Below are 17,915 nucleotides of genomic sequence, written 5' to 3'. Positions count from 1 at the left end.
GTTCCCCGCCGGCCCGGCTTCGCGCCGGCCCGGCTTCGCGCCGGGCCGGCGTCGTCGCCCCTGCCGCGCCGGACCGGCGTCGTCACCCCTCCCGCGCCCCGCCGGCGTCGTCACCCCTGCCGAACCGAGGAAGTGCTCCGATGGCTGATGTGCACACCACCAACACGAACGCGACGTTCGACATCGCGGACGCCGGTGTGCTCGCCCCGTTCTTCCGCTGGGACCGCGTCCAGGCGCTGCACGTCACGCCGGACGCCGGCACGATGCTGCTGGAGACCCTGGAGTGGCACGCCAGTTCGGCCAGTCTGCAGCCGGTGTTCTGGACCGGGTCGCCCGGCGCCGCGCTGACCCGGGTGCCGCGGCTACGGGCGAGGTCGGCCGCCCTGCTGCCGGACGGCGACATCCTGTGCCTGCGGGTTCCCACCACATCCCCGAGCCGGGATGCGGGCCACACCGGTTCCAGCTTGTGGCTGCGCAGCGCGCGAACCGGCACCCTCACCGAGGTCGCCTGGGCGCCCGGCGGCATCCGCTCCTACGCCTGCTCCCCCGACGGCACCACGCTGCTGTACGCGGCCCCCATGCACCAGCAGGCCGACAGTCTCGAGGAAGACCTGTTGCTGCGGCTGTCGCGCCGCGCGCTCGGTCAGAGCGCCGTGCTGTACGACGGCACCCGGGTCCGGCCCGACGACCCGGACGGCGGCAGCCTGCCCGTACGCCTGCTGGTCTGTCCCGTTCCGGAACCGGAGACGACAGCCGAACCGCCGGTGCTGCTGCCGCCCGCGCCGGCCGGGGTGTTCACCGGCGAATTCGCCGTCAGCGACGGCGGGCAGGTGTTGGTGGCCGGGACCATCGATGACGAGTCCGCCACCGCGACGACGTTCCGGCTTTTCGTGACCCGGCGAGCCGGCGACGGCTACGGCCCCTGGGAACCGGTCCCCGGACCGCCCGGGCACGACCTGTCCCAGCCGGCGCTGACGGCGGACGGCCGGCGCCTGGCGTGCCGGTCCACCCTGATCGCCTCCCCGGATGTGCCGCCCGATCGTGGCCTGTGGGTCGCCGACCTGGACGCCGGCTCGTCCGGCAGAACGATCGACATCGCGGGACTCTGGCCGGAGACCGTGACCTGGTCACCGGAGGGCGACCAGGTGTACCTCACGGCCGACCGGACCGGTCATCGGCCGATTTTCGCGGTGCATCCGGAGACCGGCGGGCTGCGGCGGCTCACCGGCGACGGTTACCACAGCGACGTGCACGTCGCCGGCGGCCACGTCTACGCGCTGCGCAGCCACGTCTGCTCGCCACCCGCACCGATCCGGGCCGACACCACCGGCGGCGGGCCCGAAGACCTGTGGTCCCCGGTTCCCGAGCTTCCGGTGGCCGGCCGCCTGCTGGACGTGCGTACCGAGGCCGCCGACGGCACCGAGATCCGCGGCTGGCTGTGCCTGCCGGACACCCCCGCGGACAGCCCGCTGCTGGTCTGGATCCACGGCGGCCCGCTGTTCAGCTGGAACGCCTGGTCGTGGCGCTGGAACCCGTGGCTGGCCACGGCACGCGGCTACGCGGTACTGCTACCCGATCCGGCACTGTCCACCGGGTACGGCCGTGACTTCGTGGCCCGCGGCTGGGGCAACTGGTCCGGAGCGCCCTACGACGACGTTCTGCGGCTCACCGAGCGGGCGGCGGCCGAGCCGGACGTGGACGGCGCCCTCGCCGCGGTGATGGGGCCCTCGTTCGGCGGATACCTGACGAATCTGATCGCCACCCGCACCCGCCGGTTCGGCGCCGTGGTCAGTCACGCCGGCATCTGGGACATCCGCCAGGTGGCCGGGTCGAGCGACGTCGCCTGGCGCTACCTGCGGGAATACGGGTCCCCGGCCGGCGCCGGCGCCCGGCACCGGGCCGAGAACGCCCGGCCGCACGCGGCCGACATCGACGTGCCGATCCTGATCACCCACGGCGGCGGCGACTGGTTCGTGCCGCTGTCGGACGCCATCACCTTCTGGAACGACCTGCGCCGCCTGGGAAAGGACGCCAAGTTCCTGTTCTTCCCCACCGAAGGGCACGGGATCGTCCGCCCGGGCAACGTGCAGCTCTGGTTCCAGACGGTGTTCGCCTTCCTGGACGCCGCGCTGCACGGCAAGCCCTGGGAGCGCCCGCCCGGGCTGTGAGCTGATCTCACTGACGCCGGGCCGGCGCGGACCTGCGGACGCCGTCGTCCCAGGGTGCCAGTCGCTGGAAGACGATGTCGTCGCGCCAGCGCCCGTCGACATACACGTGCCCGTACGAGACGCCGGTCCGGCGGAAACCGTTCTTCTCCAGGACCCGGCAGGACCCCGCGTTCTCCTCCCGGGCGTACGCGTCGATGCGGTGCAGTGCGAGATCGCCGAAGGCCAGGTCGAGGCACCGGGCGACGGCCGCGGTCGCGACCCCGCGCCCGGCGGCCCGCCGGCTGACCCAGTAGCCGAGGAAGGCGCTCTGCAACGGCCCGCGGAGGATGTTGTTCAGGCTCACCCGGCCGACAACCCCGCCCTCGTACAGGATCACCGCGGCCCACATCCGGCCGGCATCGGTCTCCCGCAGTGCGGCGGCCACCGAGTCACGCTGCCCGGCCGGGGTGAAGAACTCGTCCGGTCGGTCCGGGTCCCAGCGGCGCAGGAACTCGCGGTCCTCGGTGTAGAGCTCGGCGAGGGTGGGAGCGTCCTCGACGCTCACCACCCGGATCGAGACGGCTTGCGCCGCAGGCGATGTCACACCGTCCATCATGCCCGGTGCGCCGACACCAGTTCCTCGTGCCTGTCCGGCTCGCTGCCGGCCAGCCGCCGGTGCGCCGCCTCGACGGCCGGGCCGGTCGCCAGGCCCGCCAGCAGCAGAATCCCGGCCAGCACCAGCCATCCGGTCAGGCCCCAGCCCAGGACCAGGGCGGTGCAGAATACCGGGCCGAGCATGGACTGGCCCGCGATCGACATGTTGAACGCACCCAGGTACTCCGCCTGCGCGTGTTCCGGGGCGAGTCCCACGCCGATCGCCCAGCGGCTGGCCGCCTGCACCATCTCCCCGACGGTGAGCGCCAGAGCCCCGGCCAGCAGCAGCGCCACCGACAGCCAGGCCCGGTCGCCCGCGGCCAGCCCGATCAGCGCGCAGCTGACCGCGAGCGCCACCGAGGCCCGCCAGGCGGCGCCGGACCCGTCCCGCAGCGTTTCCACCCCTCGCGTCATCCGCACCTGGAAGAGCACCGTGACGATGGTGTTGCCGATCAGGATCACACCGACGATCGCGGGCGGCGCCGCGGTCCGCGAGAGCACCCACAGCGGCAGGACGACCATCAGCAGCGTGATGTGCAGTGACAGGACACCGGTGATCGCGGTGGCGGTCAGGAACGGCACGTTGCGCAGCGCCCGCAGCCGCTTGACCCCGGGCTTGGGCGGGATCGGGTCGGCGGCCGGCAGTCGCATCGCCACCACCGCGCCCACCAGGAACGACGCCGCGTTGATCAATACGAACGCGTATTTGGCCGTGGCCCCGTCGAAGGTGAGCAGCAGGGTGGACAGGCCGGAGCCGACCGAGAAACCGACGTTGAACATGGTCCGCAGGACCGCCCGCACGCCGACCCGGTTGCCTTGCCCGGTCGCCGAGGAGATCAGGGCCTCCCGGGCCGGGCTCTTGCCGAAGTCGACGAAGCCCATAAAGGTGACCAGCGCGAAGAACGAGAGGAACCCGTCGACGAACACGTAACCCGCGTAACCGGCCGCCTGGACCAGACTGAGCAGGATGAACACCCGCCGGTGGCCGAACCGGTCGGCGACCGGGCCCATGGTCCCCATCGCCACCAGGCCGGCGACTCCGGCCGCCGAGATGCCGACGCTGACCTCACCGGCGGACAGCCCGACGAAGTGCTTGAAGTAGATGACGTTACTGGCGAGGAAGACGCCGGTGCCGATCGAGTCGATCAAGGTCATCACGGCCAGCACGCGCTCCGGGCCGGGACGCCGCCAGGCGGGCATCTCGCTCACGACGGTCCACCTCCTGTGGTCGTGGGGAATCGTCCGACGCTCCGGAGGCCGGATGGAGTGACGTCCGGTACGTCGCATTGCCGTACCAGCAGGTCCAGCACCTCCAAGGCGTCGAGGCGCTTACGGTCCCAGTCATCGAGGCGGTCCTCCTCCAGCTGGGGCAGCAGGACGTCCGCGGCGGCCGGGCGCAGCACCCGCTGCCAGCTGCGCCCCAGGGCTGAGGGGTACCGGCCGCGATAGCCGATGCCGCGCGCGGCGGTCAGGGCGTCGTTCGCCGCCGCCTGCTCGAGAACACCGGTCCGGACCGACTCGCTGAGCAGCCATCGCACGTTCACCAGCGGCACGGTGACCGGCTGGCCGGTGCCGGCGTCGAACAGGAGGGCCACCTCGGCGTCCGAGTCGGTCGTACCGTCGAGGTAGCGCTGCACCACCCAGCCGTAGCCGGTCATGCCCAGCGACCAGCACTCGGCGGCGCGCAGGGCGCCCATCGACGAGGCCCCGATCATCCGGCCCCCGCCCGCGAGGTAGGCGCGGATCTCGGTGACCGACACCGCCATGCGTTGCCCGAACTCGCCGTCCAGCAGCAGCACGCAGGTTGCCTCCGGCACCTCGGCGGCCAGCTTTTCGAGGTCGCCACGGATGATCGGCGGACGGATCCGCACCGGCACACCGGCCTCGTCGGCCCGCCGCTCGAACGTCGCGAGGTCGGCCGGACGCAGGGAGGGCCCCGAGTACACGACTAGCACGGCACTTCCTCGCTTCCGGTGTCGCGAAGTTCCGAGGCCCGCAGCGCCCGGGTCATCCGGGCGCCGCACCGGCGGGGGTCCACGTGGGTGAACTCGATCCCCGGCACGACCGCCTTGACCACCGAGAACGGCGAGTCGGGCGGGCTGAGCTCGGCGGTCAGCAGCAGGTCCAGCCCGCCGTCGACGAGCCGGCGCCGCACCGCGTCGAGGTCGCCCGCGGTCGAGCCGGTGCTCAGGTCCGGGATGTCGGCGAACGACAGCACCGGCCGGGGAAACCGGCTCCAGGCGTCGAAGATGTCCTTCATCGCGGCGTACGAGCTGTGCCGCCGGTAAGCCTGAGTGTCCAGGTCCTCGCGGGAACCGCCGATCACCGCGAGTCTCGATTGGGCCGCCTCCGTCAGCGCCCGGTGCACCGCCACGACCGGGTCCAGGCTGCATCCGGCCCCGCCGTTGATCAGCATGGCGTCCTGGGCGTGCGTGTCCTCGGCGGTGACGTAGAACGAGTACAGCCCGAAGCCGCTGTCGTACGCGAAGACCGACACGTCGATCGCGGCCCGCCGGAACCGCTCCACCAGGGCTTGAGCCGAATCCGGGAGGGTGTCGACGTCGACGCGCCAGCCCATCCGCAGCACCTCGGCGAACGCGGTGCAGTCGTGCTCGACGACCTCGTAGAGCGCGTGCAGCAGCGCCTCTTCCCGGCTGTTGCCGGAGGCCAGGCCGATGGTGTTGGAGCGCAGCATGCCGTGGTGGTCCGGGAACGGGGTGAACACCGACACGGCCGGCACCGCGACCGTGACGTCCCGGTGCAGCTCACGCATCGGATACCAGGCGAGCTCGAGGTCCGGCCGCCACTGGTGACCCCGGCGCAGGACCAGCCGGCGTGGGTCGAGCACCGGACCGGTGCGGCGCAACCGCTCGTACGTCTCGGTCACCGTCGCCCGGCCCGCCGGTTCGCAGTAGGTCCGTTCGATCGCCTCGAGCGCCGCCGACACCCAGGCGGCTTGCGCCGTGGTGCCCTTTCCACTGGTCACTGTGTTCAAGCCGGGGGCGGCGGACGGGCGGACGCTGTGATAGACGGGGATGCCGACCACGTCCAGCTCGGTGACATCGGCGATCCGCGTGACGCCGCAGCGTTCCATCCAGGATCGCGCCAGCCGCGCCGTCTCCGGGAGGCTGCGCGCACGGTGGCCGCTCACGACGACGTCGCCCGCCTCGGCGGCGAGGGTCTCAGTCACGGCTGCTCCCCACCGGTACGGCACGGGTTCCGACCATGGCGCGGGCCGCGGCCACGAACGGCCGGGCCTGCCTGCGGAACTGGTCCACGCCGGCGAACCCGCGATCGAGGACCTCGTTCTCGAAGTCCGGACATGCCCACACTGCCGCGAACGCGTCGTCGACGACCTCGCCGGACAGCTGGGTGGCCGAGTACGACGCGACCGTTTCGTGCGCCCGTTCGTCGAGCCGTAGGGCCTTCGCGCACGTGCTGGCGAGCATCCGCAGCTCCTTCTCGGTGAACAGTTCGACGGGCAGGCGCAGGTGCACGAGACGACCGGGTCGCAGCCGGAACGACCGGACCAGCAGCCGGGCCGCCAGTTCGTCCCCGGAGAGGGTCCGCAGTTCGTCAGGCGTGCAGAACCGGGCCGGCAGCTCCCGCCGATCGTCCGGCGCGGCCGGCCACAGGTCGGCGCCGGCGGCGATCCGCCGCACGTGTTCGAGCTGCCGTCGCGGCCAGTCGGGCAGGAACAGCTGCGCGAACGTGAGCAGCTGCCCCTCGGTGACGACGTCGTCGTACGGCGTGAAATCCAGCCGCCACTGCGCCTCGTAGCTGCTCGCCGGCAGGTCGCGGAGGTCCGGAGCGGGGCCTGCCGGTGCGCCACCGACGAGGGCCCGGATCGCGGACGCCGCATCGTGCTGTTTGACGTCGCCGGGCTCCGCCCGGTTGAGGGCGTCCAGCAGCAGGTCCATCTCGGCTCGCAAGCCGCCGTCGTCGGCCAGGCGCCGCAGGAGTCCACGGCTGCGCGCGGTGAAGTGAGCCTGTTGGCAGAGGCCGACGAGCCGGTCACCGGCGGACCGGGACAGCGCACCGGTCGCGCACAGCCAGTCGGTGGCGGCCAGGATGCTGACGATGGTGACCGTGAACGGCCGGTAGCCCTCCTCGGCGGGTCCATGGGTCAGCGCCACGTCCGCGTCGGACTCCAGACGACCGGTGGCGTACCACTGGAAGACGGTCCCGAAGCCTCGCATGCCGTACTCGCCGAGTTCCACGGCCCGCAACGCGCCCATGCTGGCGGCGCCACTGATCCGGACGCCCTGCCGGAGCGCCGCGATGATCTCCTTGTGCCGGATCGGGGCGTGCTGCTGATAGAGGCCGTCGATGATGAGGATGTCCGTGCCGGCGTCCGGCCGCAGCCGGAAAAGGTCGCCGTGCCGGATCGGCGGATGCCAGACGACCGCGTCCTCGACCGCCGGTCCCAGCGCGGCCGGCCGCGACGGGCCGGCGAAGACGTGCAGGCGGGTCATGACGTCACCGTCCCGGGTCGCGGCAGCACTGCGCGCTGGAACTTCTGCCATACGTCGAAGCGCAGGCCCGGCGCCACCACCTTGCCGACCGCCAGGGGCTCGCCCGGCGGTGTCAGATCGACGTGCAGCACCGGATACCCGGTGTGGTCCTCGACCGTCCGCGCGAGCCGGACCAGCTGGGTCTCGAAGGAATCCGCCGGCGGTACGGAGGTCCGCGCGGTGACGGCCGGCCACGCTCGCAGCCGGCCGGCCGCGGTGACCGGAGGCTGTTCGACCCGGCGGCGGTCACGGTAGGCGGTCAGCTCGATGTCGTCCCGGCTGCCGGAGATGACGGTCAGCCGGCTCTGCGCCGCCTCGGTCAACGCCCGCGACAACGCGATGCCGGGCACGGTATGACAGCCGGAACCGCTGTAGAGATCGGGCATGTCGTCGCTCCACAGATAGACGACGAACACACTGGTGCCGGGAAGTTCGGAGACGTCGACGATCTCCAGCCAGCAGCCCGCCCGGAGCAGCCGGTCGATCAGCTCCGCGCACACCGGGTCGTCGACGGAGCGGGGATCCACGTGCCGGCGCTCGGCCTGGGGCAGCAGCGGCAGCCGTGCCACGCAGTGCCGCTCGATCACCTCGAACAGTCCGTGCACCGCGGCCTCCGCCGTGGTGTTGCCGCTCGCGAGACCGTTGCTGGAGCTCACGAACCGCTTCGGCGCCCACCTCTGCTCGGCGATCCCGTCCAGGCCGATCAGCGGTGTGGGCAGCCAGGTGGTGCCGCCGTCGAGCACCAGGCCGGCAGGCGCCCACTGCAGGGTGGTCGAGCCGGTCACCGTGGAGGGACGGGCCAGGGAGAGCGAGCTCAGGTCGTACGGCAGGTCGAGCCGGGCGGCCGGTGCGGTGAGCGTCTCGGCCGGCCGGTACCGCTCGGCGACGGCGACCTCGATCGACTCCGCCACGGCCGAGACCTTGGCCAGCAACGGCGTGATGCCCTTGCCCTGGCTCGTCGTCATGGTGGCGGCGCCCGGCCGGACCGCGGCGTAGACCGGGATACCGAGGTGGTCCAGCCCGGTGAGGTCGGCGACCCGGGTGATGCCGAAACGGGTCATCCGCGCAGCGATCAGGGCCCAGGTCTCCTCCGGGCGCCGGGCCCGGGTCGTACCGGGAAGCAGGTGTCCGATCGTCGTCGTCACGACCGGGTCACCTCGCCGGCCCGCGCCAGAAAGGCTGACAGGTCATCGTGAAGGCGCTCGGCGGTGTCCGGCTGCGGGGCCGCCCGCTCCGTCAGGAACCGCTCGATCAGATCCCGCGCGACCTCGGCCGGTGTGATCTCCCGAACCGTGATGGTCAGCAGTCCGGCACCGGCGGCGCCGGCGCGGACCGTGCAAGCGTGCGTGTGCGGAAGGTACAGCACCTGACCGGTTTCGAGCGGGGTGGCCGTCTCGGCGCAGAACGCGGGGCCGGTCAGTGTGACGAGGAACCGCTGGACGTCCGGATCCGCCGCCCAGGCGATCTCGGCACCGGCCGGGACGAGCGCGGCGGTCGCCCGGATCGTGCCGTCGAGGCCGGCCGTCACCGACCGGACCAGCTCCCGCAGCCCGGCGTGCCACTGATCGGGTGCGTGCAACAGGATCGTGGCGCCGGCGGCGTACCGCCCGAGCACCAGCTCGGCGTCGGCCATCCCGACGACCTTGTTGCCCACCACGTCGCGTACGCGGGTGACGTCCGAGACGGGGACCGGGTTGCCACGGTCGAGCACGGAGAAGTAGTGGTGGGTCAGCAACCCGCAGTCGACGACGTCGAGAAGGTCGCCGGCGGTCGGCAGGGTGGCCCGGCCGTCCGGCCGGTCGCCGAGGTGCGGCGCTCGCTTCCAGTACCGGTCGAAGAAGGTTGCCGGGTCGGCGAACGCACCGGTCGTGTGCGAGGTCATGATGGGCGCTCCTGTCCCGGCCGCCTGGCCCGCATGTCGGAGAGAGCTTCGGTCACCAGGTCGTCCCCGGTGCCCCGGCTCAGCTGCGCATGCAGGGAGGCGGCCACGGCACGGACCTTGTCCCCGCGGGTCAGTTCCTGGTGTGTGGCCCGCAGCCGAGCGAATCCGTCGGCGTCCTGCCACGACGTCCGGGCCGCCCGCGCCAGCGCCGCCGGCTTGGGCTCCTCGAGCGTGAAGGTCACGTGCAGGGACCAGCCCCCGACCGCGGTCGCGGCATGCGGATAGGCGTGCGGCAGATACAGCACGTCGCCCGGCTCCAGCACCTCGACCCGGGGCGGGGTGAGGGTGTCCACGTCCAGCCCGGCGTCCTCGCGCACCACCGGTCCCGGATCGTAGAGCCGCCATTCCTTGCGACCCTCCAGCTGCACGACCAGAACGTGCGAGGCGTCCCGGTGCGGCGGCATCCCGGTTCTGTCCTCGGGGGTCAGAAACACGAATGCCTTCGACGCGACCGGCAGCACCGACTCGATCCCCCGCTGCTGCTCGCGAGTGCGCCTGTGCCAGTCCTCGAGCTGATTCAGTTTGAGGGTGGCGCCTCGTGCGAGGTGTTCGCGGACCTTGCGCCCGTCGGCCAGACCGGTCACCTCCCGGCCCTGCACGACGCGGGTCTCGGTGATCTCGGTGAGCGGAGTCCGCCGGCCGTCGTGCACGAGACCGAAGTACGGCCATCGCAACAGACCGCAGTCCAGAGCCGCTTCTATTTCGGCACGGGTCACGAAATCGCGGACGTCGACCGCTTTACGGAGGATGACAATCTTCTGCTCGCCGAAGAAGGCGGGAATTCCACCCGAAGCATCGGCCAGGATCCGCAACGAATTGTCGAGTGGCATTCGCTTCTTCTCCGATTCACGAAATCGGGTCACTCCTCGGACCGAACCCGCCGTCGGGGCCGACGGCGGGTTCGGTCGCGGCGAGGATCAGGCCTCGTTGATGTTCTCAGCCACGGCCGGGCTGGGGGTCTGCACGTCGAGCTCGCCCTCGAGCTCGGCCTCGTCGAGCAGGAGCTCCTCGTCGGTGGCCGCGAAGATGCCGAGATCCTGTTCCATTCGTACCTCCCAGTTGTGTTGGTCATTCAGAAACTACAGGCACATTCACGGGCATCGACACCCCTAATAACGCCTCCCCTATTCGTGCCGATCGGTGCTTTGCTGCTGCGACTCCCATTTCTTCGCTCCGGTGATCAGTCGGCGTGGGCGGAGAGTTCCGCCGGCTCCGGGGCCTGCGCCGCGTCCGGTGCGGCGGTGTGCTTGCGGACCAGGACGAGTACCAGGAGCGCGGCAGCGAGGGCGGTTGCGGAGGCCACCAGCAGGGTCGCGTTCAGCCCGTCGGCGAACCCGGCCGGCGAGCCCTGCCCGTCGGCGATCCGGTCGGTGAAGATCGTTCCGAAGATCGCGACGCCGAACGCGAGCCCGAGCTGGCGGAACGTGTTGAGCGCCCCGCCGGCCATGCCGCTGCGCTCGCGCGGCACCTCGGCCAGCACCGCCGAGGCGTTGGCGGGCAGCACGCAGCCGACGCCGAGGCCGGCCACGATCAGCCCGGGAATCAGGATCGCGCCGGTGCTGTCCGCGCCGATCCGGGCCTGCAACAGGTTGCCGGCGGCGATCAGGAGCCGTACGGGTACCGGCCTCGGCCGACCGGGAGAGCCTGCTGCTGCAGAAGCTGCCCCGGACCCCGCGGGTGACCTCGGTCAGCGCGCATTGCGTGGTCCACCAGTTCGTCGGCGGGGCGGTCGGCCCGGACCTGCACGGCGACGCGCTGACCGCCGAGCAGGTCGCCGCGCTGACCCCGGGCCGGGCGAGTCAGGGTGGCGACCGGACGGCGGCACGCCTCACCCCCGGGGACACGCCGCTGCTGGAGGCGCTCGCCTCGGACGGGCGGCTCAGCTACGCGGAACTGGCCGCCGCCACCGGCTGGCCGGAGTCGACCGCCCGCCGCCGGGTACAGGAGCTGTTCGAGTCCGGGTCGCTCTACACCGACGTGGAGCTCAAACCGGAGCCGTACGGGTTCCGCGCGCTGGTTCTGCTCTGGCTGGCGGTGAGCCCGTCCCGGCTGGCGGCGGTCGGCGCGGCGCTTCGCGAGCACGAGGAGATCGCCTTCGCCGCCGCCACCACCGGGCCGACGAACCTGCAGGCCATCGTGATCTGCCGCCACATGCCGGAGTTCTACCGCTACCTGACCGAGAAGCTGGGCGCACTGGACGGTGTGGAGCGGATCGAGTCGGAACCGCTGCTACGAAACATCAAACAGCTCGGAACAGTACGCTGACACGCGGACAGGCTCGATCAGGTGCTCGGCGCCTCTTCACGGTCGGCGGAAATCCAGCCTTTCGTCGTGAAGGACAGGTTGCGGTCGCCGTGCACGAGCTCGGCGGCCTCGTCCAGCCGGGACCTCTGCTCCGCGTCGAGCCGTACCCGCAGGGCCTCAGCGTTCTCGGTGACCCGATGCGGCGAACGCGTTCCCGGGATCGGCACGACAGGCAGACCGTACGCCTCGCCTTGCGCCCACAGCCAGGCCAGCGCGACCTGCGCCGGCGTCGCCCCGATCTCGCGCCCGATGGCTCGTACGAGGTCGACGACCGGCTGATTGGCGGCGAAATGCTCGACGAAGCGTGGTTCGTCGCGCAGCATGCTGCCGGCGATGCGCTCCGGCGTCATCGCGCCGGTCAGGAATCCACGACCGAGCGGACTGTACGGGACGAAGCCCGCCCCCACCTCGCGGGCCGCCGGCACGACGCGCGCCTCGACGTCGCGGGACCACAGGCTCCACTCGCTCTGCACCGCGGCAATCGGATGAACCACGGCCGCGGCGCGCAGCTCGGTGGCGGTCACCTCCGACAGGCCCAGATGCCTGACCTTGCCCTCGGCCACGAGTTCGGCCATCGCCCCGACAGTCTCCTCGATCGGGATGTCCAGCTGGCGGCGGTGCAAGTAATACAGGTCGATGACGTCGATGCCGAGCCGTCGCAGTGAAGCCTCGCAGGCGCTGCGCACATACGCACGGTCACCCCGAGTAGCGGAGCCACCCGCACCGCCGACTTCGCCGGTGATGCCGAACTTCGTGGCGAGTTGCACCTCGTCGCGCCGATCGGCGAGGAGTTGCGCGATCAGCTCCTCGTTGGTGCCCGCGGGCCCGTCGACACCGTCGCGGGGCTCGCCGTAGACGTCAGCGGTGTCGATGAAGGTGACCCCCTGGTCGACCGCGTGGTGCAGGGTGCGCAACGCCTCACCCGGGTCGCTGTCACCGTAGACGTCGCTGAGCGCCATGCCGCCGAAGCCGATCCGGCTGACGGTCAGGCCATCGCCGAGCCTGACGGTGGGTACGGCTTCGGTCATCAGGAACTCCTCTGCTGAGCCAGAATTCTCAGGTGTTTCTCCAGCAGCGCGAGGCGTCGCCCGTGCGTGGTCGCCCCCGCGGCGTCATGGCGATGAAGTCCTTGGCCCCGCGCACCGGCATGCCCGTACGCCTCAGCCGGATGACAAGCTCGATCATCCGGACCACCGCTTCGTCGTAGCATCGGGAGCCGTTCGCGTCCCGGGCACTCTCGGGACGAGGCGTTCGCTCTCGCATCACCGTAACGTGTACTCGGAGCCGGGATGCCTTCTCGCGCCGGGCCTGCAAATCATCGCCGGCACGAACAAGGTGACTCTTACGATGGGGTCCATTCAGGTGTGGGTTCTCGTCGGAAGGGAATCCCCTTAGGGTGGTGTCAATGTCGCCTAGTGACAGCGATCCTTTTCGCCGGGCCGGAGATGTGGCGGTGGTGCGGCGGCTGTTCGAACAGCTGCCGTTGATGGTTTGCGCGCTCGAAGGCCCGGAGCTGCGGTTCGTGGCTGCGACCAGCGCGTATCGCGCTTACGCGGGCCGGCCGGACATCACGGGTACGCCGTTCTGGGAGGCCTTCCCGGAGACGTTGGGCCAGCGGGTGGCCGAGTTGTTCGAGCGGGTGATCGCCTCGGGCCGGGCGGAGTCGCTGCGGGAATGGCGTTTTCAGTTCGACCTGCCGGACAGCGGTGGCGAGACGGAGGTGTTCGTCGATCTGAACCTCTGGCCCCTGCGCGGCGCCGATGACCAGGTCACCGGGGTCATAGCCCAGGTGATCGACGTGACGACTCGGGTACGAGAGCAGCAACGGGTGGCCGAGGCTGAGAAGCGGTTCGAGCAGGCTCGCGACGTCATCGACGCCTTACAGCGTCAGCTGCTGCCGAACGGGCTTCCCGTGTTACCGGAGATTCAGATCGCCGCCAGTTATCTGCTGGCCGATGCCGATGCCGCCGCCGGCGGTGACTGGTTTGACGCGGTCCCCCTTGCCGGCGGCAAGGTGGCGCTCGTCGTCGGTGACGTGGTCGGACACGGGGTGTCCGCGACGGCGGCGATGGGACAGCTGCGGGCGGTGCTGCACGATCGGCTCGATGAGACCGGCGATGTGCTGACCGCGATCGCCGCCGCTGACCGGATGGCCCGGCGGGTCGCCGACGCCCAAGCCGCGACGGTGTGCATTACGGTGCTGGACCCGGCGAGCGGAGCACTGACCTATTGTTCGGCCGGGCACCCGCCACCGTTGATTGCCGGTCCGAACGGCGCCCGCTTCGTACCGCCGTCGGGGCAGGGGCCGCTGGGTACCGGTGCCGCTTATTCGGTCAGGACCGACCAGCTGGCCCCGGAGGAAACGGTGTTGCTCTACACCGACGGCATCATCGAGCGGCCCGGGCGGACACCGGCCGAGGCAACCGTGGAGTTGTCCCAGGTGGTCGCCGGGGCGGTCGCTGGGCCGATCTTCTCCGGCGACGACCGTCCCCTGGTCGATCGGCTGTGTGCGCAGACGATGGAGCGGCTGGTCCGCGAGACCGGCCACAGCGACGACATCACCCTGATGGCGGCGCAACGACGGCTCCCCGTGCCGACACTGAAGTTGACCGGGCCGGACGGCCCGGCGTGGCTGAGGGTCGCCCGAACCGCGGTGGACGCCTGGGTGACTCTGCACAATGCCGGCGAGCAGGACCGGATCGCGCTGCTCCACGCCGCGGGGGAAGTGGTCACCAACTCCACCGAACATGCCCGGCCGGATGACGGCGGCACCGCCGTGACCATCACCGCTGAGCTACTCGACAACGGCGAGGCCCGCCTGGTGATCGCCGACAACGGCCGTTGGCAGGAACGGCCTCGCCCGGGCGACAAACGGTTCCGGCGCGATCACGGATTCGGTCTGGCTATGGCGGCGGCATTCGCCGACCGCCTCGATGTCGACCGCCGCCCGGACGGGACCACAGTCACCGTCCGGCGCCGGTTGTCACGCTCGGCGCAACTGCTCAGACCGGCGCAGATCAACTTCGGAGCATCGCCGGCGTCTCGCGAGCCGGAAGAGTTGCTCATTGTGGATCAACCCGACGCGCCGAGCAGCCGCATCGCGCTCATCGGCCCGATCGACGTCGACACCATCCAAGACCTGGGACCGGAGCTGGACCGTTACACCCTCGGCGGCACCCACGACCTGGTCGTCGACCTCTCCCGGGTGACCCACCTGGCCAGCGCGGGCGTCGCCGAGTTGTATCGCACCGCCGCCGACGGGAACGGCCGTCACTACCCGTTGACGTTGTACGCACCCGCCGGCAGCACCGCCCACCACGTCCTGAGCCTTGTCGATCTGCCCCACACCACCACCGACCCCCACCCGGAGACAAGCCGCTCGGGGCACGGCCCTGACTCCATGCCCTAGCCATTTCAACCTTGACCTGGCCCTTAGCAAGTCACATGATGCTCGCATCGACCCTGAACCGGGCTCATTCCGTGACGCCCCGGGAAGAGGCTCCTCATGGACGCCAACACGCCGCACCGCTCGCAGTTCAGCACTACCGACCCGGACGAAGCTCAAGACTTCATCAACCGGATGTACGCGGCCCGTCCGCCGAAGGCCGGCCGTCTGGACAAGACCTCGCCGGTCGCCATCTCGCAGGTCAGTGCGGGCGGGCTGAGTTACGTCGACTTCACCATGCCGCCCGACCTCACTTTGCACCTGGACGGCACCGACGACCTGGCCGTGACGACGCTGCTCGCCGGGGCCACCCACGCCGAGCTCGGCCCGAACATCGAACGCTACCGCCCCGGCGATTCGTTCCTGGGCAGCTTCCCCCAGGGTGATTACCTCGTCCGCTGCTACGACTTCCGGGCCGGCATCCTGACCGTCCCCGCATCGGCGCTCGACCAGGTCACCGCGAGCCTGCCTGACCAGCCCCGGCGCCCGCTGCGGTTCGCTTCCCTGCGGCCGGTCTCACCGGCGGCCGCCGCACAATGGCAACGCGCCGCTCAGTACACCCGCACCCTGCTCGAGGACGACCTGAGCGCCGCCAGCCCGTTGATCATAGGTAGCGCCGCCCGGCTGCTGGCCGCCACTGCCCTGGCAGTGTTCCCCAACAGCGTGCTCGCCGATCCGACTATCGCCGACAGCCGCGACGCACACCCGGAAACGCTGCGCCGCGCGGTCGCGTTCATCGACGAGAACGCCCATCGCGATATCAGCGTCGCGGACATCGCCGGCGCCGCCTTTGTCACCGCCCGGGCCGTCCAGCTCGCCTTCCGACGGCACCTGAACATGACCCCGCTCGACCATCTGCGCCACGTCCGGCTCGCCCGCGCCCACGCCGACCTGCTCGCCGCCGACCCGGCCACCACCACCGTCGGACAGATCGCCGCCCGCTGGGGCTTCCCCAGCCACAGCCGATTCACCGCCGCCTACCAGCGCACCTACGGCGTCACCCCGTCAACCACCCTGCGTCAGCGCTGACGGTGGACCGGCGCAGCCGGGCGCGAGATAGGGCGGTGACAGCGGCTGTTCAATCTCCCGGAAGCCGTCCGTGGTCCGATCGTTGTCGGCGAAGCATTTCCGCTCGCAAGGCGCGAGACCGCGCCACGGTGTCGTGGGCGGCGGCGTTGATCTCGGAAGTCACAGCGAACAACTCAGCCAGCGACGCCGACCGGCGCCGCGCACTCTGCACCGGCACCCGCACCGGGTGCTCGCCTGGACGCGCCGGCCAGAGAATGTCGAGCACGTGCCGGACCATGCCGTCGGCGTGGATCACGCGTACCTGACCGCCTCGGGATCGGGCCGCGTTGTGATAGTCGATGAGCACGCGTGCCGCCGCCGCGTCGAGCAACGTCGCGTCCGCCATGTCGATCTCCACTGCCGCCGTGCTGCCGGGTGCGACCGCGTTGAGCGCGGCCGCTAACCGGGAACAACAGTCGCGGTCCAGATCGCCGACAGCGATGAAACGTGGCACACCGTCAGATCCGCTGTCCCAGTGACACCAGCGGCCGGCGAAGCCCTCGGGAGCCGCGGTCACAGCTTGACTTTCGTCGCGCTCAAGCACGTGCCGATACCCCACAGAGCGAAACGGGTCGCTCGCCTCTATCCCGAAAGCGAACGGCAGCCGCAGCGTGCCACCGCAGTCAGCCGGATGGTGAAGCCGTGGGCGTGGTCGATCAGCTCGCCTTCGTGGGGAGAGCGAGGTCAGCCGTGGCCCTGCCGTGCGGTGGGCAGGGCGTGGATACCGGCACCGAGCTCGATGATGCCGTCGATGGTCCAGCCGCGGGCGTCCCAGATCTGAATGACCATATCCACGTCGTTGGGCTGCTCCACGTACAGGTATTTCACGTTCTCGGCGCCGTCGGCGATGATGCCTGGCCGGTCACCGACCCGGACCGCGGTGCCCGACGGCTCGCTGCGGGTGTCGACCGGCTCCAGCATCACCGCGATCTTGCCGGCCCAGGAATGCGGGTCCTGATCGCGGGCGCCGATGGGGGCGATGACCAGGTCCAAAGCGTCGTTGCCCTGGATCTCCCAGCCCGCCGGCACCTTGTCGACGGTAAAACCCTCGGGCTGTTGGCCCCGGTACGCGACGAGCTCGATCCGGGCGACGTCGGAAGTACGCGGCGCCGCTTTGACTGGGGCGGTCGGCGCGGCGGCGGGCGGCGACATCGTGCCGTAGACGATCACCGCACTGGCTGCCGTGATCGCGAACACGCCGGTGGCTGCGCCCTGCAGGGTACGGCGGCGCCGCAGCGTCCGGCGGCCCCGGGCACGGTCGGCCGCGACTTGATCGTCGGTCACCGGCCTCTCCGGGCCGGCCAGCCGGTCGAGACGGTCGAGGAGACTGGTCATCGGGCAACTCCTGTCGCAGGCAGTTCGGCGAGGATGTCGTCGGGTCCAAGGAGGATGCGCATGCGCTCCAGCGCACGGGCGGTCTGTTTCTTCACCGTGCCCACGGAGCAGCCGAGGGCGTCAGCGGTGTCGCCGATGTCGAGGTCGTAGAAGTAGCGGAAGACCAGCGTGGCGCGCATTTTGGGCGGCAGGCTGCGCAGCGCGGCACACAATTCGTCGTCGACGCCCTCGCCGGCCGGGGCATCGCGGGCGCGGTCGGGCGGGTCGGCCGTCGACCACTCGTGCCGGCGCCACCAGCGGCGGCGCTCGTCGGTCAGCGCGTTGACCAGCGTCCGGCGCAGGTAAGCCTCGGGGCTGTCGGCCGCACGGAAAGACGGCCACGCCACACACAGCTTGGTCAGCACGGACTGCACGAGATCCTCGGCGAGATGCGCGTCACCCGCAGTCAGCAGCGTGGCCGTACGAACCAGACCGGGCCGCCGCCGCCCCGTGACCGCTGTCACCGC

Annotated in this window: 19 protein-coding genes; 4 read left to right on the top strand and 15 right to left on the bottom strand. The window is 71.0% G+C overall.

Annotated elements, in window-relative coordinates; genetic code table 11:
• Window positions 1-140 precede the first annotated feature (140 nt).
• Entirely contained in the window at window positions 141-2,168 is a 2,028-nt protein-coding gene (locus JKJ07_RS17190) for a S9 family peptidase (protein ID WP_202992551.1), read from the top strand.
• A 7-nt stretch (window positions 2,169-2,175) separates the two neighbouring features.
• Here JKJ07_RS17190 and JKJ07_RS17185 read toward each other — a convergent pair whose 3' ends face one another.
• The 10 genes from JKJ07_RS17185 to JKJ07_RS17145 all read right to left on the bottom strand — a co-directional run bounded on the left by JKJ07_RS17185 (window position 2,176) and on the right by JKJ07_RS17145 (window position 10,842).
• Window positions 2,176-2,751: a GNAT family N-acetyltransferase gene (locus tag JKJ07_RS17185; RefSeq protein ID WP_202992550.1), complete on the bottom strand. Its 576-nt coding sequence runs from the start codon at window positions 2,749-2,751 to the stop codon at window positions 2,176-2,178.
• A gap of 8 nt (window positions 2,752-2,759) precedes the next feature.
• Window positions 2,760-4,001, bottom strand: a complete 1,242-nt coding sequence (locus tag JKJ07_RS17180) for an MFS transporter (RefSeq protein ID WP_236029270.1) — start codon at window positions 3,999-4,001, stop codon at window positions 2,760-2,762.
• Window positions 4,002-4,006: 5 nt separating this feature from the next.
• A complete protein-coding gene (locus JKJ07_RS17175; protein WP_202992548.1) occupies window positions 4,007-4,756 on the bottom strand; it encodes a TfuA-like protein in 750 nt (249 codons plus the stop codon).
• Complete coding sequence (locus tag JKJ07_RS17170; protein ID WP_202992547.1) at window positions 4,750-5,991, bottom strand: YcaO-like family protein; 1,242 nt, start codon at window positions 5,989-5,991, stop codon at window positions 4,750-4,752. The genes JKJ07_RS17175 and JKJ07_RS17170 overlap by 7 nt, the downstream gene beginning before the upstream one ends.
• Window positions 5,984-7,276 carry a TfuA-like protein gene (locus tag JKJ07_RS17165; protein WP_202992546.1) on the bottom strand — a complete coding sequence of 431 codons (1,293 nt, stop codon included), beginning with the start codon at window positions 7,274-7,276 and terminating at the stop codon, window positions 5,984-5,986. The genes JKJ07_RS17170 and JKJ07_RS17165 overlap by 8 nt, the downstream gene beginning before the upstream one ends.
• A complete protein-coding gene (locus JKJ07_RS17160) occupies window positions 7,273-8,460 on the bottom strand; it encodes a YcaO-like family protein (protein WP_202992545.1) in 1,188 nt (395 codons plus the stop codon). The genes JKJ07_RS17165 and JKJ07_RS17160 overlap by 4 nt, the downstream gene beginning before the upstream one ends.
• Complete coding sequence (locus JKJ07_RS17155; RefSeq protein ID WP_202992544.1) at window positions 8,457-9,197, bottom strand: hypothetical protein; 741 nt, start codon at window positions 9,195-9,197, stop codon at window positions 8,457-8,459. Before JKJ07_RS17155 ends, JKJ07_RS17160 begins: the two co-directional genes overlap by 4 nt.
• Window positions 9,194-10,087, bottom strand: a complete 894-nt coding sequence (locus JKJ07_RS17150) for a JmjC domain-containing protein (protein ID WP_202992543.1) — start codon at window positions 10,085-10,087, stop codon at window positions 9,194-9,196. Before JKJ07_RS17150 ends, JKJ07_RS17155 begins: the two co-directional genes overlap by 4 nt.
• Window positions 10,088-10,174: 87 nt before the next feature.
• The gene (locus JKJ07_RS51140) at window positions 10,175-10,303 is read right to left on the bottom strand and encodes a hypothetical protein (RefSeq protein ID WP_268919164.1); all 129 of its coding nucleotides are present in this window, start codon (window positions 10,301-10,303) and stop codon (window positions 10,175-10,177) included.
• Window positions 10,304-10,437: 134 nt separating this feature from the next.
• Window positions 10,438-10,842 carry an MFS transporter gene (locus JKJ07_RS17145; RefSeq protein ID WP_202992542.1) on the bottom strand — a complete coding sequence of 135 codons (405 nt, stop codon included), beginning with the start codon at window positions 10,840-10,842 and terminating at the stop codon, window positions 10,438-10,440.
• A 92-nt stretch (window positions 10,843-10,934) separates the two neighbouring features.
• Between JKJ07_RS17145 and JKJ07_RS49915 the strand changes: the two genes are divergently transcribed.
• The gene (locus JKJ07_RS49915) at window positions 10,935-11,522 is read left to right on the top strand and encodes an Lrp/AsnC family transcriptional regulator (RefSeq protein WP_307834300.1); all 588 of its coding nucleotides are present in this window, start codon (window positions 10,935-10,937) and stop codon (window positions 11,520-11,522) included.
• 17 nt (window positions 11,523-11,539) lie between these two features.
• Here JKJ07_RS49915 and JKJ07_RS17135 read toward each other — a convergent pair whose 3' ends face one another.
• Both JKJ07_RS17135 and JKJ07_RS51135 read right to left on the bottom strand, forming a co-directional pair.
• A complete protein-coding gene (locus JKJ07_RS17135) occupies window positions 11,540-12,589 on the bottom strand; it encodes an aldo/keto reductase (RefSeq protein WP_202992541.1) in 1,050 nt (349 codons plus the stop codon).
• A gap of 28 nt (window positions 12,590-12,617) precedes the next feature.
• Window positions 12,618-12,746 (bottom strand): MerR family transcriptional regulator, encoded by a 129-nt coding sequence (locus JKJ07_RS51135; protein WP_268919163.1) that lies wholly within the window; start codon window positions 12,744-12,746, stop codon window positions 12,618-12,620.
• 268 nt (window positions 12,747-13,014) lie between these two features.
• On the opposite strand from JKJ07_RS51135, the gene JKJ07_RS17130 reads away from it, so the two are divergent.
• Both JKJ07_RS17130 and JKJ07_RS17125 read left to right on the top strand, forming a co-directional pair.
• The gene (locus JKJ07_RS17130) at window positions 13,015-14,970 is read left to right on the top strand and encodes a SpoIIE family protein phosphatase (RefSeq protein WP_307834299.1); all 1,956 of its coding nucleotides are present in this window, start codon (window positions 13,015-13,017) and stop codon (window positions 14,968-14,970) included.
• A 96-nt stretch (window positions 14,971-15,066) separates the two neighbouring features.
• Window positions 15,067-16,035, top strand: a complete 969-nt coding sequence (locus JKJ07_RS17125; protein WP_202992539.1) for a helix-turn-helix transcriptional regulator — start codon at window positions 15,067-15,069, stop codon at window positions 16,033-16,035.
• A gap of 49 nt (window positions 16,036-16,084) precedes the next feature.
• Here JKJ07_RS17125 and JKJ07_RS17120 read toward each other — a convergent pair whose 3' ends face one another.
• The 3 genes from JKJ07_RS17120 to JKJ07_RS49910 all read right to left on the bottom strand — a co-directional run bounded on the left by JKJ07_RS17120 (window position 16,085) and on the right by JKJ07_RS49910 (window position 17,912).
• Window positions 16,085-16,591, bottom strand: a complete 507-nt coding sequence (locus JKJ07_RS17120; protein ID WP_202992538.1) for an STAS domain-containing protein — start codon at window positions 16,589-16,591, stop codon at window positions 16,085-16,087.
• Between the two features lie 167 nt (window positions 16,592-16,758).
• Window positions 16,759-17,409 carry a hypothetical protein gene (locus JKJ07_RS17115; RefSeq protein ID WP_202992537.1) on the bottom strand — a complete coding sequence of 217 codons (651 nt, stop codon included), beginning with the start codon at window positions 17,407-17,409 and terminating at the stop codon, window positions 16,759-16,761.
• Window positions 17,406-17,912 carry a SigE family RNA polymerase sigma factor gene (locus JKJ07_RS49910; protein WP_307834298.1) on the bottom strand — a complete coding sequence of 169 codons (507 nt, stop codon included), beginning with the start codon at window positions 17,910-17,912 and terminating at the stop codon, window positions 17,406-17,408. Before JKJ07_RS49910 ends, JKJ07_RS17115 begins: the two co-directional genes overlap by 4 nt.
• Window positions 17,913-17,915: the final 3 nt, after the last annotated feature.

Origin of the sequence: Paractinoplanes lichenicola, from assembly GCF_016785085.1 — a bacterium.
Classification (GTDB): Bacteria; Actinomycetota; Actinomycetes; order Mycobacteriales; family Micromonosporaceae; genus Actinoplanes; species Actinoplanes lichenicola.
Note: the sequence above shows the minus strand (reverse complement) of the source record. Positions and strands in the feature narration are given on the sequence as shown.

Excerpts from the sequence above, each read along its gene's own strand:
- JKJ07_RS17190 (WP_202992551.1), top strand. The coding sequence starts at position 141 with ATGGCTGATGTGCACACCACCAACACGAACGCGACGTTCGACATCGCG.
- JKJ07_RS17180 (WP_236029270.1), bottom strand. The coding sequence starts at position 4,001 with ATGCCCGCCTGGCGGCGTCCCGGCCCGGAGCGCGTGCTGGCCGTGATG.
- JKJ07_RS17165 (WP_202992546.1), bottom strand. The coding sequence starts at position 7,276 with ATGACCCGCCTGCACGTCTTCGCCGGCCCGTCGCGGCCGGCCGCGCTG.
- JKJ07_RS17155 (WP_202992544.1), bottom strand. The coding sequence starts at position 9,197 with ATGACCTCGCACACGACCGGTGCGTTCGCCGACCCGGCAACCTTCTTC.
- JKJ07_RS17150 (WP_202992543.1), bottom strand. The coding sequence starts at position 10,087 with ATGCCACTCGACAATTCGTTGCGGATCCTGGCCGATGCTTCGGGTGGA.
- JKJ07_RS51140 (WP_268919164.1), bottom strand. The coding sequence starts at position 10,303 with ATGGAACAGGATCTCGGCATCTTCGCGGCCACCGACGAGGAGCTCCTG.
- JKJ07_RS17135 (WP_202992541.1), bottom strand. The coding sequence starts at position 12,589 with ATGACCGAAGCCGTACCCACCGTCAGGCTCGGCGATGGCCTGACCGTC.
- JKJ07_RS51135 (WP_268919163.1), bottom strand. The coding sequence starts at position 12,746 with ATGATCGAGCTTGTCATCCGGCTGAGGCGTACGGGCATGCCGGTGCGC.
- JKJ07_RS17125 (WP_202992539.1), top strand. The coding sequence starts at position 15,067 with ATGGACGCCAACACGCCGCACCGCTCGCAGTTCAGCACTACCGACCCG.
- JKJ07_RS17115 (WP_202992537.1), bottom strand. The coding sequence starts at position 17,409 with ATGACCAGTCTCCTCGACCGTCTCGACCGGCTGGCCGGCCCGGAGAGG.